This window comes from Kocuria sp. CPCC 205231, assembly GCF_040980965.1.
GTDB classification, from domain to species: domain Bacteria; phylum Actinomycetota; class Actinomycetes; order Actinomycetales; family Micrococcaceae; genus Kocuria; species Kocuria rosea.
This window is the reverse complement of record NZ_JAVKPP010000010.1, coordinates 101955-115979: the sequence shown is the minus strand read 5'-3', so window position 1 is coordinate 115979 and position 14025 is coordinate 101955. Positions and strand designations below refer to the sequence as shown.

12 protein-coding genes are annotated in these 14025 nt (G+C 72.6%); 6 read left to right on the top strand and 6 right to left on the bottom strand.

Features of this window, described 5'->3' with window-relative positions:
* Positions 1–53: 53 nt before the first annotated feature.
* Positions 54–1400: a histidinol dehydrogenase gene (gene hisD / locus RF640_RS12085; RefSeq protein WP_229587778.1), complete on the top strand. Its 1347-nt coding sequence runs from the start codon at positions 54–56 to the stop codon at positions 1398–1400.
* A gap of 7 nt (positions 1401–1407) precedes the next feature.
* A complete protein-coding gene (gene nrdR, locus RF640_RS12080) occupies positions 1408–1977 on the top strand; it encodes a transcriptional regulator NrdR (protein ID WP_368827959.1) in 570 nt (189 codons plus the stop codon).
* A 237-nt stretch (positions 1978–2214) separates the two neighbouring features.
* Here nrdR and ppgK read toward each other — a convergent pair whose 3' ends face one another.
* The gene (gene ppgK / locus RF640_RS12075) at positions 2215–3027 is read right to left on the bottom strand and encodes a polyphosphate--glucose phosphotransferase (RefSeq protein WP_017834143.1); all 813 of its coding nucleotides are present in this window, start codon (positions 3025–3027) and stop codon (positions 2215–2217) included.
* A gap of 58 nt (positions 3028–3085) precedes the next feature.
* Positions 3086–3985, bottom strand: coding sequence for a type I methionyl aminopeptidase (map, locus tag RF640_RS12070; RefSeq protein ID WP_272027493.1), 900 nt, complete (start codon positions 3983–3985; stop codon positions 3086–3088).
* 131 nt (positions 3986–4116) lie between these two features.
* On the opposite strand from map, the gene RF640_RS12065 reads away from it, so the two are divergent.
* Positions 4117–4293 (top strand): SPOR domain-containing protein, encoded by a 177-nt coding sequence (locus RF640_RS12065; protein ID WP_017834145.1) that lies wholly within the window; start codon positions 4117–4119, stop codon positions 4291–4293.
* Positions 4294–4357: 64 nt separating this feature from the next.
* Here RF640_RS12065 and panB read toward each other — a convergent pair whose 3' ends face one another.
* Positions 4358–5194, bottom strand: coding sequence for a 3-methyl-2-oxobutanoate hydroxymethyltransferase (gene panB, locus RF640_RS12060; protein WP_095651555.1), 837 nt, complete (start codon positions 5192–5194; stop codon positions 4358–4360).
* Positions 5195–5331: 137 nt separating this feature from the next.
* Between panB and glnA (RF640_RS12055) the strand changes: the two genes are divergently transcribed.
* The gene (glnA, locus tag RF640_RS12055; RefSeq protein ID WP_017834147.1) at positions 5332–6672 is read left to right on the top strand and encodes a type I glutamate--ammonia ligase; all 1341 of its coding nucleotides are present in this window, start codon (positions 5332–5334) and stop codon (positions 6670–6672) included.
* An 18-nt stretch (positions 6673–6690) separates the two neighbouring features.
* A complete protein-coding gene (locus RF640_RS12050; protein ID WP_368827956.1) occupies positions 6691–9756 on the top strand; it encodes a bifunctional [glutamine synthetase] adenylyltransferase/[glutamine synthetase]-adenylyl-L-tyrosine phosphorylase in 3066 nt (1021 codons plus the stop codon).
* A gap of 121 nt (positions 9757–9877) precedes the next feature.
* On the opposite strand, the gene glnA (RF640_RS12045) is transcribed toward RF640_RS12050, so the two are convergent.
* Positions 9878–11302: a type I glutamate--ammonia ligase gene (glnA, locus tag RF640_RS12045; RefSeq protein ID WP_017834149.1), complete on the bottom strand. Its 1425-nt coding sequence runs from the start codon at positions 11300–11302 to the stop codon at positions 9878–9880.
* A 196-nt stretch (positions 11303–11498) separates the two neighbouring features.
* Between glnA (RF640_RS12045) and RF640_RS12040 the strand changes: the two genes are divergently transcribed.
* Positions 11499–11945: an RDD family protein gene (locus RF640_RS12040; protein ID WP_109243797.1), complete on the top strand. Its 447-nt coding sequence runs from the start codon at positions 11499–11501 to the stop codon at positions 11943–11945.
* Between the two features lie 108 nt (positions 11946–12053).
* Here RF640_RS12040 and RF640_RS12035 read toward each other — a convergent pair whose 3' ends face one another.
* Both RF640_RS12035 and lipA read right to left on the bottom strand, forming a co-directional pair.
* Positions 12054–12851 carry a DUF4191 domain-containing protein gene (locus RF640_RS12035; RefSeq protein WP_368827953.1) on the bottom strand — a complete coding sequence of 266 codons (798 nt, stop codon included), beginning with the start codon at positions 12849–12851 and terminating at the stop codon, positions 12054–12056.
* A 126-nt stretch (positions 12852–12977) separates the two neighbouring features.
* The gene (gene lipA / locus RF640_RS12030) at positions 12978–13985 is read right to left on the bottom strand and encodes a lipoyl synthase (protein WP_017834152.1); all 1008 of its coding nucleotides are present in this window, start codon (positions 13983–13985) and stop codon (positions 12978–12980) included.
* Positions 13986–14025 lie beyond the last annotated feature (40 nt).

Below are 14025 nucleotides of genomic sequence, written 5' to 3'. Positions count from 1 at the left end.
GAGCGCAAGGCCCGGCACCCGGCCGGGCGCCGCGGTGGAATACCATGGAGAGCGTGACTACTGCTGAGACGACCACGACTCCCGTCCTGCGAACGATCGACCTGCGCGGCCGGCACCTGTCCTGGTCCGAGCTGCGGGCGGCAGTGCCCCGGCAGAGCTCCACGTCGCTCGCCTCGGCGCAGCAGGCCGTGGAGGAGATCATCGCCGCGGTCCGCACCGAGGGCGCCGTCGCCCTGCGCCGCTACGCGCAGCGCTTCGACGGCGTGGCCCAGGACCGGCTGCGCGTCGACCCGGCGGAGATCCGGCGGGCGGTCGACGAGCTGGACCCGGCCGTGCGCCGGGGCCTGGAGACCGCCATCGAGCGCACCCGGGCCTTCGCGCAGGCGCAGCGCCCGGCCGACGCCCGCGTCGAGGTCGCGCCCGGCGCCGTGCTCGTGCACCGGTGGACGCCCCTGCGCCGGGCGGGGCTCTACGTGCCCGGCGGGCTGGCCGTCTACCCCTCGTCCGTGGTCATGAACGTCGTCCCGGCCCAGGCGGCCGGGGTCGGCTCCGTGGTGCTGTGCAGCCCGCCGCAGAAGGAGTTCGGGGGCCTGCCGCACCCCACGATCCTCGCGGCCGCGGGGCTGCTCGGGGTGGACGAGGTCTGGGCCATCGGCGGCGCCCAGTCGCTGGCCGCCATGGCCCACGGGGTCACGGACGGCGACGACGTCCTCGAGCCGGTCGACACCGTGACCGGTCCGGGCAACGTCTACGTCGCCACCGCCAAGCGCCTGCTCCGCTCCGTGGTCGGCGTGGACGCCGAGGCGGGGACCACCGAGATCGCCGTGCTGGCCGACGACACCGCCGTGCCGGCCTACGTGGCCGCCGACCTCATCTCCCAGGCCGAGCACGACCCCGCCGCCGGCGCGGTGCTGATCACCCACTCGCCCGAGCTCGCCGAGCGGGTCGCCGCGGAGCTCGCCGTCCAGGTCCCCGAGGCGAAGCACCGGGAGCGGATCACCACCGCCCTGTCCGGGCCGCAGTCCGGGATCGTGCTCACCGACGACCTCGACTCCTCGATCGCCGTGGCCGACGCCTACGCCGCCGAGCACCTCGAGATCCACACCGCCGACCCGCAGGAGGTGGCCGCCCGGGTGCGCAACGCGGGGGCGATCTTCCTGGGGCCCTACAGCCCCGTCCCGCTCGGCGACTACGCGGCGGGCTCGAACCACGTGCTGCCCACGGGCGGGACGGCGGTGCACGCCCAGGGCCTGTCCACCACCGCCTTCATGAAGGCGGTGCAGATCGTCGAGTACACCCAGGACGCGCTCGCCGTGATCGGGGAGGACATCGTGGCCGTCGCGCGCTCCGAGGACCTGCCCGCGCACGGCCGGGCCATCACGATCCGCACCGGGAGCTGATCCGACCGTGCACTGCCCGTTCTGCCGTCACACCGACTCCCGCGTCGTCGACAGCCGCACCACGGACGACGGGACGGCGATCCGCCGCCGCCGCCAGTGCTCCGAGTGCGGCCGGCGCTTCACCACGCTCGAGACCACGACCATCTCGGTCATCAAGCGCTCGGGCGTCACCGAGCCCTTCGACCGGCAGAAGATCGTCAACGGGGTGCGCAAGGCCTGCCAGGGGCGGCCGGTGAGCGAGGACGACCTCGCGATGCTCGCCCAGGAGGTCGAGGAGACGATCCGGGCGCTGGGCGCCGCGGAGATCGAGGCGCACGAGGTGGGGCTCGCGATCCTGGCCCCGCTCCGCCGGCTGGACGTCGTGGCGTACCTGCGCTTCGCCAGCGTCTACCAGGCCTTCGACGGCCTGCGGGACTTCGAGGAGGCGATCGACCTCCTGCGCCGGCAGCAGGCCGAGCAGACCGGGCAGCAGACCATCCCCGCCACCGTGGAGCCCATCGGCGCCGCCCGGAAGCGCAGCGGCCGGCGGCCGCGGGGCAAGGGCCTCGAGGGCGTGTCCCAGCCGAGGCTGCTCTGACGACCCGCCCGTGCGGTGCACCGGCTCCGGCCGCCACGTCCCGGCGTGTCCCTTGCCGCAGGCCGGATGAGGACCGTAGAGTGGGGTCCACAACAAGCTCCCGCCGGGGGCTGCGGAGGGGAAGCCGCGGCCCCCGGCGGGTTTTTTTCTGCCCCCGGCCGGATCGTTCCCGCCCGGTCACGACGCCGCCCGGTCACCTCCTCGCGGAGGTGACCGGGCGTCGTCGTCGGACCGGGCTCAGCTCTCGGGCGCGTGCGGGATGCCGGCCCACAGGGCGGCGCCCACGATCCCGGCGTTGTTGCGGAGCTCGGCGACCTTCACGGGCGTGCGCAGCTCGATGAAGGGGAGGAACTTCTCCGCCTTCTTCGACACCCCGCCGCCGACCACGAACAGGTTGGGCGAGAACAGGAACTCCACGTGGCTGAAGTAGCGCTGCAGGCGGGTGGTCGCCCACTTCTTCCACGGCATGTCCTCGCGCTCGCGCGCGGCGGCGGACGCCTTCGTCTCGGCGTCGTGGCCGTCGATCTCCAGGTGCCCCAGCTCGGCGTTCGGGACGAGCTTGCCGTTGAGGATCAGGGCGGAGCCGATCCCGGTGCCCAGGGTGATCACGATGACCAGACCCTTGACGCCCCGTCCGGCGCCGTAGACGGCCTCGGCCAGCCCCGCGGCGTCGGCGTCGTTGAGGGCCTCGACCGGACGGCCGAGCCGTTCGGTCATGAGGCCGTCGACGTCCGTGCCGATCCAGGACTTGTCGATGTTCGCCGCGGACAGGGCCACGCCCTCCTTGATGATCGCCGGGAAGACGATGCCCACGGGCGAGTCGGGGGCGGGAGCCTCGGGACGGGACTGCAGCTCCGCGACGATCTGCTGCATCACCTCCGCGACCTTCTCGGGGGTGGCCGGGCGGGGCGTGGCGATCCGGAAGCGCTCGCCGACGAGCTCGCCCGTGTCGAGGTCCACGATCCCGCCCTTGGTCCCGGTGCCGCCGAAGTCGATGCCGATGACGCGGCGGTTCGGGACGGCGGCGACGTCGCGGTCTGGTGTGGTCATGGGGCGGTCCTCTCGTGGGGCCGTGGTCGGATGATCAGTGGGCAGTCTACGGCAGGGCCTACGGAAGGGTGAGGACGTCCACCCCGTCCTCGGTGACGGCCATGGTGTGCTCGAACTGCGCGCTGCGCCGCCGGTCGCGCGTGGTCACGGTCCAGTCGTCGTCCCACTGCTCCCACTGGATCGTGCCCAGGGTCAGCATGGGCTCGATCGTGAAGACCATGCCCGGGACCATCGGGGTGGAGTAGGACGGCGCGGCGTCGTAGTGGGGGACGATCAGCCCGGAGTGGAACTCCCGGCCCACCCCGTGGCCGGTGAAGTCCCGCACCACGCCGTAGTCGAAGCGCCGGGCGTACTTCTCGATGACGCGGCCGATGACATTGATCTCCCGGCCCGGGCGGACGGCCTTGACGGCCCGGTTCAGGGCCTCCTCGGTGCGCTCGACCAGCAGGCGGGACTGCTCGTCGACCTCGCCCACCAGGAACATCCGGTTGGTGTCGCCGTGGAAGCCGTCCTTGTAGGCCGTGACGTCCAGGTTGATGATGTCGCCCTCCTCCAGCACCGTGGAGTCGGGGATGCCGTGGCAGATCACCTCGTTGAGGGACGTGCAGATGGACTTGGGGAAGCCCCGGTACCCCAGGCAGGAGGGGTAGGCCCCGTGGTCGCACAGGTACTCGTGGGCGATCCGGTCGAGCTCGTCCGTGGTCGTGCCCGGCACGGCGGCCCGGCCGGCCTCCTGCAGGGCGCGCGCCGCGATCCGGCCCGCCGCGCGGATGAGCTCGATCTCGTCCGGGGTGTAGACGTTGCCGCCGCGGCCCTCGTCCGGCTCCGCCCGGCCCACGTACTCGGGGCGGGGGATGGACGCCGGCACGGGCCGGCCGGGGGTCACGGCGCCGGGGGCGAGGGCGCCGACGGGGGCGGTGCCGCCGGGGGCGGGAGCGGTGAGGTTGTGCGTGGGCACGGGGGTCTGGACCTCCTGGATCGGGTGGGCCGGCCCCGTCCGGGCCGGTCCGGGCCTAGGATCTACCCTAGCGCGCCGGGCACGGGGCCGGTCCGGTCACCGGGGCCCGGCGGCCGTCGAGAGGAGAGGTCATGGCCGAGTACTGGTTCAACACCTACACCCACCAGGTCGAGGAGGGCCCGCAGTCGGACTACCGCAAGCTGCTCGGGCCCTACGCCACGCGCGAGGAGGCGCAGAACGCGCTGAAGCTCGCCGCGGAGCGCACCCGGCAGTGGGACGAGGAGGACCGCGCCTTCGAGGAGGGCTGATCCGCCGCGGGCGCAGCACCCCGACGGCCGGGGCGCCCCGGAACGGTGCGCCGGGCGCGGCGGCTCAGAAGCCGTGCTCCGGGGCCGGGAAGGCCCCCGAGCGCACGTCCTCGACGTAGCGGCCCACGGCGTCGGAGACCACCCCGTGCAGGTCCGCGTACTGCCGGACGAAGCGCGGCATCCGGCCCCGGCGCAGCCCCAGCATGTCCTGCCACACGAGCACCTGGCCGGTGGTCGCGGGCCCGGCCCCGATGCCCACGGTCGGGATCTCCAGGGCGGCGTCCACGGCCGCGGCGGCCTCCGCCGGGACCATCTCCATCACCAGGCAGAAGGCCCCGGCGGCCTCGAGGGCGCGGGCGTCCTCCACGAGCGTGCGCGCGGCGTCGCCGCGCCCCTGCACCCGGTACCCGCCCAGGGCGTGCTCGCTCTGCGGGGTGAAGCCGATGTGGGCCACGACGGGCACCCCGGCCTGGACCATGGCCCGGACGTGGGGGGCGAACCACGCCCCGCCCTCGAGCTTCACCGCGTGCGCGCCGCCCTCCTTGAGGAAGCGCACCGCGGTGGCCACCGCCTGCTCGGGGGAGGCCTCGTAGGAGCCGAAGGGCAGGTCCACCACCACGAACGCGCGCTCGACGGCGCCGGACACGGCACGGCACATCGGCAGCAGCTCGTCCACGGTGACGGGCAGGGTGCTGGAGTGGCCCAGGACGTTGTTGCCCGCGGAGTCCCCGACCAGCAGCGAGTCGACGCCGGCCGCGTCGAAGATCGCCGCCGTCAGGGCGTCGTAGCACGTGAGCATCGTGAACTTCTCGTCACGGCGCTTGGCCTCGCGCAGGTGGTGCGTGCGCACCCGGCGCACGTCCAGCGCGCCCGGTGCCGGACGGGGTGTCTCCTGGGTCATGGCCCCACCCTATCGGGCGCGCCCGTCCGCGCCGTCCGGTCCGGCGGGCGCGGCGGGACAGCGCGTTAGAGTGGGCGGGACAGCAGGCGTGCCCGGGCGGCACAGCACTCCCGGGCAGGAAGACGAGGAAGACAACCATGGACCGTCAGCAGGAGTTCGTCCTCAGGACCATCGAGGAGCGCGACGTGCGCTTCGTGCGCATGTGGTTCACGGACGTCGTCGGGAGCCTCAAGTCGGTGGCCCTGGCCCCCGCCGAGGTCGAGGCGGCCTTCGAGGAGGGGCTCGGCTTCGACGGCTCCTCCATCGAGGGCCTGTCGCGGGTCTCCGAGGCGGACATGCTCCTGCAGCCGGACCCGTCCACGTTCCAGATCCTGCCCTGGCGCAGCGAGACGGAGCCCACCGCCCGGATGTTCTGCAACATCCTCACCCCGGACGGCGAGCCCTCCTCCTCGGACCCGCGCGGGGTGCTCAAGCGGGTCCTGGAGAAGGCCTCGGACATGGGCTTCACCTGCTACACGGCGCCGGAGATCGAGTTCTACCTGCTGAAGTCCGCGGACCTCGACGCCGAGGGCCGGCCCACGCCCGTGGACCACGAGGGGTACTTCGACCACGTGCCGGGCGGCGTGGTGCAGGACTTCCGGCGCAAGGCCGTGAACATGCTGGAGGCCGTCGGGATCTCCGTCGAGTTCTCCCACCACGAGGCCGGCCCCGGGCAGAACGAGATCGACCTGCGCTACGCCGACGCCCTGCAGACGGCCGACAACATCATGACGTTCCGCACGGTCATCAAGGAGGTCGCGCTCTCGCAGGGGCTGTACGCGACCTTCATGCCCAAGCCGTTCACCGAGCACCCCGGCTCCGGCATGCACACCCACTTCTCGCTCTTCGAGGGGGACACCAACGCCTTCTTCGAGGCCGGGTCCGAGTTCCGCCTCTCCCGCACGGCCGGGCACTTCATCGCCGGCATCCTGCGTCACGCCCCCGAGTTCACGTCGGTGACCAACCAGTTCGTCAACTCCTACAAGCGGCTGTGGGGCGGGGGAGAGGCCCCCTCCTACCAGTCCTGGGGCCACAACAACCGCTCCGCGCTCGTGCGGGTGCCCCTGTCCAAGCCGGACAAGGTGCAGGCCGCGCGCATCGAGTACCGCGGCATCGACTCCGCCACGAACCCCTACCTCTCCTACGCCGCGCTGCTGGCCGCGGGTCTGCGGGGCATCGAGAACGAGTACGAGCTCCCGCCCGTGGAGCTGGACGACGTCGCGGCGATGAGCTCCGCGGAGCGCCGCGCCCTCGGCCACAACCCGCTGCCCTCGAGCCTGTACGACGCCATCCGGGAGACCGAGGAGTCGGAGTTCATGGCCGAGCTGCTCGGGGAGCAGGTCTACGACTACTTCCTGCGCAACAAGCGCCGCGACTGGAACGACTACCGCCGGGTCGTCACGCACTTCGAGCTCAAGAACAACCTCGGCATCCTCTGACCCCGGACGGACCGTCCCATGACACACCCTCCCCAGTCCGCAGCCCCGGCGGGCACCGTCCCGTCCGGCCGTCTCATCAAGGTCGGCTTCGCGGACACGGGCAACGCCCAGCGCTGGCTCGGCTTCCCGGAGCTCGCCGAGGTCGACCTCGACCGGCTGCTGGAGGGTCTGGCCCTGGCGGCCTCGCCCGATGTCGCCCTGCGGCTCACCGTCCGGCTCCTCGAGGGCTCCCCGGAGCTCGCCGAGCGGATCAACGCCGGCCCGGAGGCCTCCGAGGCCATGTTCCGGCTCCTGGGCTCCTCCGAGGCGCTCGGGGAGTTCCTGCTCCGGCGCCCCGAGCACCTGGACCTGCTCGCGGAGCCCGCCGCCGCCGAGCCGGCGGAGATCCCCGGCGAGCAGTTCCGCGACGCGCTGCTGACGGCGGTCGGCGCGGACCCCGCCGCGCGGACCCCGGTGGCCTCCGGGACCGGTGACGCCGCCTGCAGCGCCCTGCGCGCGGCCTACCGTCGGGAGCTGACGCGCATCGCGATCCGGGACGTCGGGGCCCTCTACCCGGCCGACCACATGCCCGCGGTGGGCCGCCAGCTCGCCGACCTGGCCGCCGCGGCCCTCGAGGGGGCGCTCGCCGTCTCCCGGGCGGAGGCGGCGGGGACCTGGGCCCCCGAGACCGTCGACCGGGTGCGGCTCGCCGTGATCGGGATGGGCAAGTGCGGCGCCCGGGAGCTCAACTACATCTCCGACGTCGACGTCGTCCACGTCATGGCCGTCGAGGACCCGGACGGCGCGGAGCCCATGGACGGGGCGGAGGCCACCGTCATCGCCACGGCCCTCGCCACGGGCACCGCCCGGGCGCTCATGGCCCGCGGCGCGGAGCCCCCGCTGTGGGAGGTGGACGCCAACCTCCGGCCCGAGGGCAAGGACGGGCCGCTCGTGCGCACCCTGGACTCGCACGTGCGCTACTACGAGCGGTGGGCCGAGTCCTGGGAGTTCCAGGCCCTGCTCAAGGCCCGGCCCGTGGCCGGGGACCCGGAGCTCGGGGCGGCCTACCGCAAGGCCATCGAGCCTTTCGTGTGGCGCAGCTCCGGGCGCGAGGGCTTCGTCGAGTCCGTGCAGGCCATGCGTCGGCGGGTCACCGACAACATCCCGGCCGCCGAGGGCGAGCGCCAGATCAAGCTGGGCCCCGGCGGGCTGCGCGACGTCGAGTTCACCGTCCAGCTCCTCCAGCTGGTGCACGGGCGCACGGACGAGCGGGTCCGGACCCAGGCCACGACCGAGTCCCTGGCCGCGCTCTCCGAGGGCGGGTACATCGGCCGCCGGGACAGCGAGCAGTTCTCCGCCCACTACCGCTGGCTGCGCCTCCTGGAGCACCGCATCCAGCTGTTCCGGCTTCGCCGCACCCACCTCATGCCGCGGGGCGAGCAGGAGCTCACGGTCATCGCCCGCTCCCTGCGCGGCGCCGCGGACACCGCCCGCCCCTCCGGCGACTCGCTGCTCGAGGAGTGGCGCAAGGTCAAGCGCAGCGTCCGGGGGATGCACGAGCGGATCTTCTACCGGCCGCTGCTGGCCGCGCTCGCCCACCTGCCCGAGACCGACACCCAGCTCTCGGCGGAGTCGGTGCGGGACCGGCTCGCCGCGCTCGGCTACCGGGACCCGAAGGCCGCCGTGCGCCACATCGAGGCGCTCACCCGCGGCGTCAGCCGGCGGGCCGAGATCCTGCGCACCCTGCTGCCCGTGCTCCTGGCCTGGCTGGCCGACGGCGTCGACGCCGACGCCGGGCTGCTGGGCTTCCGGCGGCTCTCCGAGTCCCTCGGGACCACCCCATGGTTCCTGCGCCTGCTCCGCGACTCGAACGCCGCCGCCGAACGCCTGTGCCAGATCCTCTCCAGCTCCCGGTACGTCACCGACCTGCTGGAGAACTCTCCGGAGGCGACCGCCTGGCTCGGCCAGGACGACGAGCTGTGCCCGGTGTCCTTCGAGACGCTGTGGAGCGAGATCCGCGCCCAGATGGCCCGCCACCCCGACCCCGGGGAGGCCGTGCGGATGATCCGCCTCATCCGCCGCCGCGAGGAGCTGCGCGTGGCGCTCGCGGACACCTCCGGGCTGCTCGACGTCGAGCAGGTCGTGGCGGCGCTGTCCGACATCGACCGGGTCTGCGTCCTGGGCGCCCTGCACGTGGCCGAGCGGGAGGTCTACGACCGCGCCGGCCGGCTCGCCGACGTCCTCGTCGTCGCGATGGGCCGGCAGGGCGGGCGGGAGATCGGCTACGGCTCCGACGCCGACGTCATGTACGTCTACGCCCCGGTGGGGGACGCGGACCCCGCCGCGGCCCGGGAGCAGGCCGAGACCCTGTTGCAGCGGATGGTGCAGCTGCTCAAGGCGCCCTGCACGCCGCCCATTGTGGCGGAGCGCGTGCTGGAGATCGACAACGACCTGCGCCCCGAGGGCAAGCAGGGGCCCATGGTGCGCTCCGTCGAGTCCTACGCCGAGTACTACGCCCGGTGGGCGCAGACCTGGGAGTTCCAGGCGCTCACCCGGGCGCTGCCCCTGGCCGGCAGCGACGAGCTGGCCGACGCGTTCCGGCGGGTCGTGGACCCGCTGCGCTACCCGGCGGAGTTCACGGAGCGCCAGCTGCTGGAGATCCGGCGGATGAAGGCCCGCGTGGAGAACGAGCGGATGCCGCGCGGCGCGGACCCGGCCCGGCACCTGAAGCTGGGCCGCGGCGGGCTCTCGGACGTCGAGTGGCTCGTCCAGACGCTGCAGCTCCAGCACGGGCACCGCGTCCAGGGGCTGCGGACCACGAGCACCCTGCGGGCCCTGCACGCCGCCGAGGAGGCCGGTCTCGTGACCGCCGAGGACGCCCTGGCCCTGTCCGCCGCGTGGCGGCTGGCCACGGCCGTGCGCAACGGCAACGTCCTGCGGACCGGGCGCCGCTCCGACGCCCTGCCCGCCAAGCGGGCCGACCTCGAGGCGGTGGCCCGCTGGTGCGGGTACCCCCACGGTGGCGCCGGCCGGCTCGAGGAGGACTACCTGCGCACCACCCGCAAGGCCCGCGCCGTGTTCGAGCGGCTCTTCTACGGCCACTGACGGCGGCCATCGTCGGCGGCTACCGACGGCGTCGTCGTCGGACTGCCGGCGGCATGGGAAAGGCCCCGGACCTCTTCGTGGGGTCCGGGGCCTTCCCGGTGCGGTGGCCGATCCGTGCGGATCAGACGCCGTAGTACATCGAGAACTCCAGCGGGTGCGGGACCACGGACAGCGGCTTGAGCTCGAACTCGCGCTTGTACTCGATCCAGGACTGGATGGTGTCCTCGGTGAAGACGTCACCGGCGAGCAGGAACTCGTGGTCCGCCTCGAGGGCCAGCAGCGCCTCCTCGAGCGAGGCCGGGGCCTTCTTGATGTCCTTGGCCTCCTCGGCGGGCAGCTCGTAGAGGTCCTTGTCGATCGGGTCGGCCGGCTCGATGCGGTTGCGGATGCCGTCGAGGCCCGCCATCAGCTGGGCGGCGAACGCCAGGTACGGGTTGCACGAGGGGTCCGGGGCGCGGAACTCGAGGCGCTTGGCCTTCGGGTTGGTGCCCGTGATCGGGATGCGGATGCCGGCCGAGCGGTTGCCCTGCGAGTACACCATGTTGACCGGCGCCTCGAAGCCCTTGACCAGGCGACGGTAGGAGTTCACCGTCGGGTTGGTGAAGGCCAGCACGGCCGAGGAGTGCTCCAGGAGGCCGCCGATGTACCAACGCGCGATGTCGGACAGGCCCGCGTAGCCCTTCTCGTCGTAGAACAGCGGCTCGCTGCCCTTCCACAGGGACTGGTGGCAGTGCATCCCGGAGCCGTTGTCGTTGTAGACGGGCTTGGGCATGAACGTGGCCGACTTGCCGAAGGCGTCCGCGGTGTTCTTGATGACGTACTTGAACTTCTGCAGGTCGTCGGCCGCCCGGGTGAGCGTGCTGAACTTGTAGTTGATCTCGGCCTGGCCGGGAGCGCCCACCTCGTGGTGGGAGCGCTCGACCTCGAGGCCCACCTCGTCCAGGGCCACGCACATCGCGTCGCGCAGGTCGGCCTGCTTGTCGACCGGGGAGACCGGGAAGTAGCCGCCCTTGGTGGCGGTCTTGTTGCCCAGGTTGCCGCCCTCCTCCTTGCGCCCGGTGTTCCAGGCGGCCTCGTCGGAGTCGATGGCGTAGAAGGATCCCTGGGGCTGGATGTCGTAGCGGACGTCCTCGAAGATGAAGAACTCGGCCTCGGAGGCGAAGTTGGCGACGTCCGCGATGCCGGTCGACGCCATGTACGCCTCGGCGCGCTCGGCGACGCCGCGGGGGTCGCGGTGGTAGGGCTCCCCGGTGCGGGGGTTCACGATCGAGCAGGTGACCACGAGGGTCTTCTCGACGCGGAACGGGTCCACGAAGGCCGACGTCGGGTCCGGGATGAGCTGCATGTCGGACTCGGCGATGCCCTGGAAGCCCCGGATGGAGGAGCCGTCGAACAGCTGCCCGTGCTCGAAGAAGTCGTCGTCCACGGACTTGGCGGGGAGGTTGAAGTGCTGCTGCACGCCGGGCATGTCCGTGAACCGGACGTCGACGAAGACGATCTCCTCGTCCTTGATGAACGTGAGGACTTCCTCGGGTGTCTGGAACATGTGCTGTTCTCCTTGTTAGGTGGGCTGGACCGCCGTGCCGGGAATGCTCGTGCGGCGTCCGTTTCCGGGGACAACGCTACGGACCGGGCATTAAGGCCCCGTGTCCCGGGTGTTTCCTCGGTGTTACGCGGAGGACCTCCGGGGAGCCACGGTCTCCCGTCAGTCTAGGGGAGTCCCGCCCCGATACCCTGAGGGGATGATCGACAGACGTGACGTGGGCTCGTGGCTCGAGGGACCGGGGACCGGCCGGCAGCAGTACCCGGGGCAGCGCCTCGGGCGACCGGAGCAGGGGCCGGGCTCCGTGGGACGCGTGGGGCGGCGGATCGTGGCCCTGGTGGTGGACTGGTTCCTGTGCTGGGGCCTCGCCGAGTGGCTCGTGCCCCAGTGGAACGAGCAGGGCCTGATGACCCTGGCGTTCCTGTTCGTGCTCAACGTGCTGCTGGTCGGCGCGACCGGCCACACCCCCGGGCACCTGCTCCTGGGCCTCCAGGTGCAGGCGCTGGCGGGGCGGCCGGCAGGGTTCGCCCGCGCCGCTGTCCGCGCCCTCCTGCTGTGCCTCGTGATCCCGGCGGTCGTGTTCGACCCGGACCAGCGCGGCCTGCACGACCGGGCGGCGGAGACGATCCTCGTCCGCACGCGCTGAGCGCAGCGCCGGGCGCGGCACCCGGCACCACGACGACGGAGCCCCCCGCCTTCCGAGGAAGGCGGGGGGCTCCGTGCGTGTCGTGGTGCGTGTCGCGGGGCCTGCGGCTCAGCGGCCGCGCATGGCCCGGCGGTCCGGGCGGGCGCGCATCGGGTCCACGCCCTTGGGGATCGGCAGGCGGTTGCCCAGGGTGCTGATCCGCTTGTGCACGGTCTGCACCTCCTGCTGGGTGAGCTTCTTGTCGAGCTTCTTCATCCGCTTGGACAGCTCCCGCAGCGGGACCTGCCCCTCGCCCTTGCCGGTCTTGATGACGTGGATCGGCACGTTCTGGATCACGGGGCCGATCCGGCGGCGCTCCTTGGCGACGAGCTTGTCGACCCGCCCCGCGGGGCCCTCGGTCACGAGGACCACCCCGGGCCGGCCGATGGCCCGGAAGATGAGGTCGCGGGTGCGCGGGTCCATGGCGGCCGGCTGGTCCTCCACGATCCAGCCGCGACGCAGCGCGGACAGCGCGGCGCCGGCGGCCCCGGGCTGGTCCTCGATCCGGGCGAACGCGGCGCGCTCGGCCCGCCGGGACAGGTAGAAGGAGGCGGCCAGCAGGGCGAACGGCAGGCCGATGAGCAGCCCGGTGATCCAGTTGCCGAGGAGCGCGCCGATGAGCAGGAAGACCAGCAGCACCCCGAGGCCGATCAGCAGCATCCACCAGCCGATGTTGGGCTCGACCTCGCGGGTCATCTTGAAGACCTGCTTGATCTGGCCGAGGAACCCGGGCCCCTTGGTCGCCTTCCGCTGCTTCTTCGCCTCGCGCTTCTGCGCCCGGGTGGGCTTCCCGGACGGCTTGCCCGCCGGCTTCCCGGGGGAGGTGGATCGCGACGCGGGGCGCGACTTGGCGTGGGAAGGTGACACGGTGAGACCTCGTCCTGTGGTGCGGTGGCGGTGTTCCGGGGGACCCGCGGCGTCAGGGCGTCAGGGCGCCCGGCCGTGGTCCGTCCTCCAGTTTAGCGGGTGGGCGGGGCCACGCCCCGCCGGACCTCAGCGGAGTCGCTGGACGAGCGAGGAGGCCTCCTGGGAGGCGCTGCCGGTGTCCTCGATGTGCGCCAGGTGCTCCGGGATCGCCCGGCCCGACTTCTCCATGGCGCGGGCCCACAGCCGGCCGGCGCGGTAGGAGGAGCGGACCATGGGGCCGGCCATGACGCCCAGGAAGCCGATCTCCTCGGCCATCTCGGAGAGCTCCACGAACTCCTCGGGCTTGACCCACCGGTCGATCGGGTGGAACAGCGGGGAGGGGCGCAGGTACTGGGTGAGCGTGATGATGTCGCACCCGGCGTCGTTGAGGTCGCACAGCGCCTCGTAGATCTCCTGGTTCGTCTCGCCCATGCCGAGGATGAGGTTGGACTTGGTGATCATCCCGGCGTCCTTGCCCTGGGTGATGACGTCCAGGGAGCGCTCGTAGGTGAACGCGGGCCGGATCTGGCGGAAGATGCGCGGGACCGTCTCGACGTTGTGCGCGAAGACCTCCGGCGCGGCGTCGATGACCTGCTGCAGCCGGTCCGGCTTGCCCTGGAAGTCGGGGATCAGGATCTCCACACCGGTGTTCGGGTTCAGCGTGTGGATCGCGCGGATCGTCTCCGCGTAGAGCCAGGCGCCGCCGTCGTCGAGGTCGTCACGGGCCACGCCCGTCACGGTCGCGTAGCGCAGGCCCAGCTCCTTGACGGACTCGGCCACCTTGCGGGGCTCGGTGACGTCCAGCAGGTCCGGCTTGCCGGTGGCGATGTCGCAGAAGTCGCAGCGGCGGGTGCACTTGGATCCGCCGATCAGGAACGTGGCCTCCCGGTCCTCCCAGCACTCGTAGATGTTGGGACAGCCCGCCTCCTCGCACACGGTGTGCAGGCCCTTGCCGCGGGCCAGCGACTTCAGCTCCTGGAACTCGGGGCCCATCCGTGCGGTGTTCTTCAGCCAGGACGGCTTCTTCTCGATCGGCGTCTCGGCGTTGCGCGCCTCGACGCGCAGCAGGCGGCGGCCCTCGGGGGCAACGGTCATGGTCGGTCTCCTTGTCGAGATGTCGACGGTGGTGCGCTCA

Coding starts and splice junctions, on each gene's coding strand:
- lipA (WP_017834152.1), bottom strand. CDS start 13,985: ATGACCGTTGCCCCCGAGGGCCGCCGCCTGCTGCGCGTCGAGGCGCGC.
- glnA (WP_017834149.1), bottom strand. CDS start 11,302: ATGTTCCAGACACCCGAGGAAGTCCTCACGTTCATCAAGGACGAGGAG.
- RF640_RS12040 (WP_109243797.1), top strand. CDS start 11,499: ATGATCGACAGACGTGACGTGGGCTCGTGGCTCGAGGGACCGGGGACC.
- glnA (WP_017834147.1), top strand. CDS start 5,332: ATGGACCGTCAGCAGGAGTTCGTCCTCAGGACCATCGAGGAGCGCGAC.
- panB (WP_095651555.1), bottom strand. CDS start 5,194: ATGACCCAGGAGACACCCCGTCCGGCACCGGGCGCGCTGGACGTGCGC.
- ppgK (WP_017834143.1), bottom strand. CDS start 3,027: ATGACCACACCAGACCGCGACGTCGCCGCCGTCCCGAACCGCCGCGTC.
- RF640_RS12065 (WP_017834145.1), top strand. CDS start 4,117: ATGGCCGAGTACTGGTTCAACACCTACACCCACCAGGTCGAGGAGGGC.
- RF640_RS12050 (WP_368827956.1), top strand. CDS start 6,691: ATGACACACCCTCCCCAGTCCGCAGCCCCGGCGGGCACCGTCCCGTCC.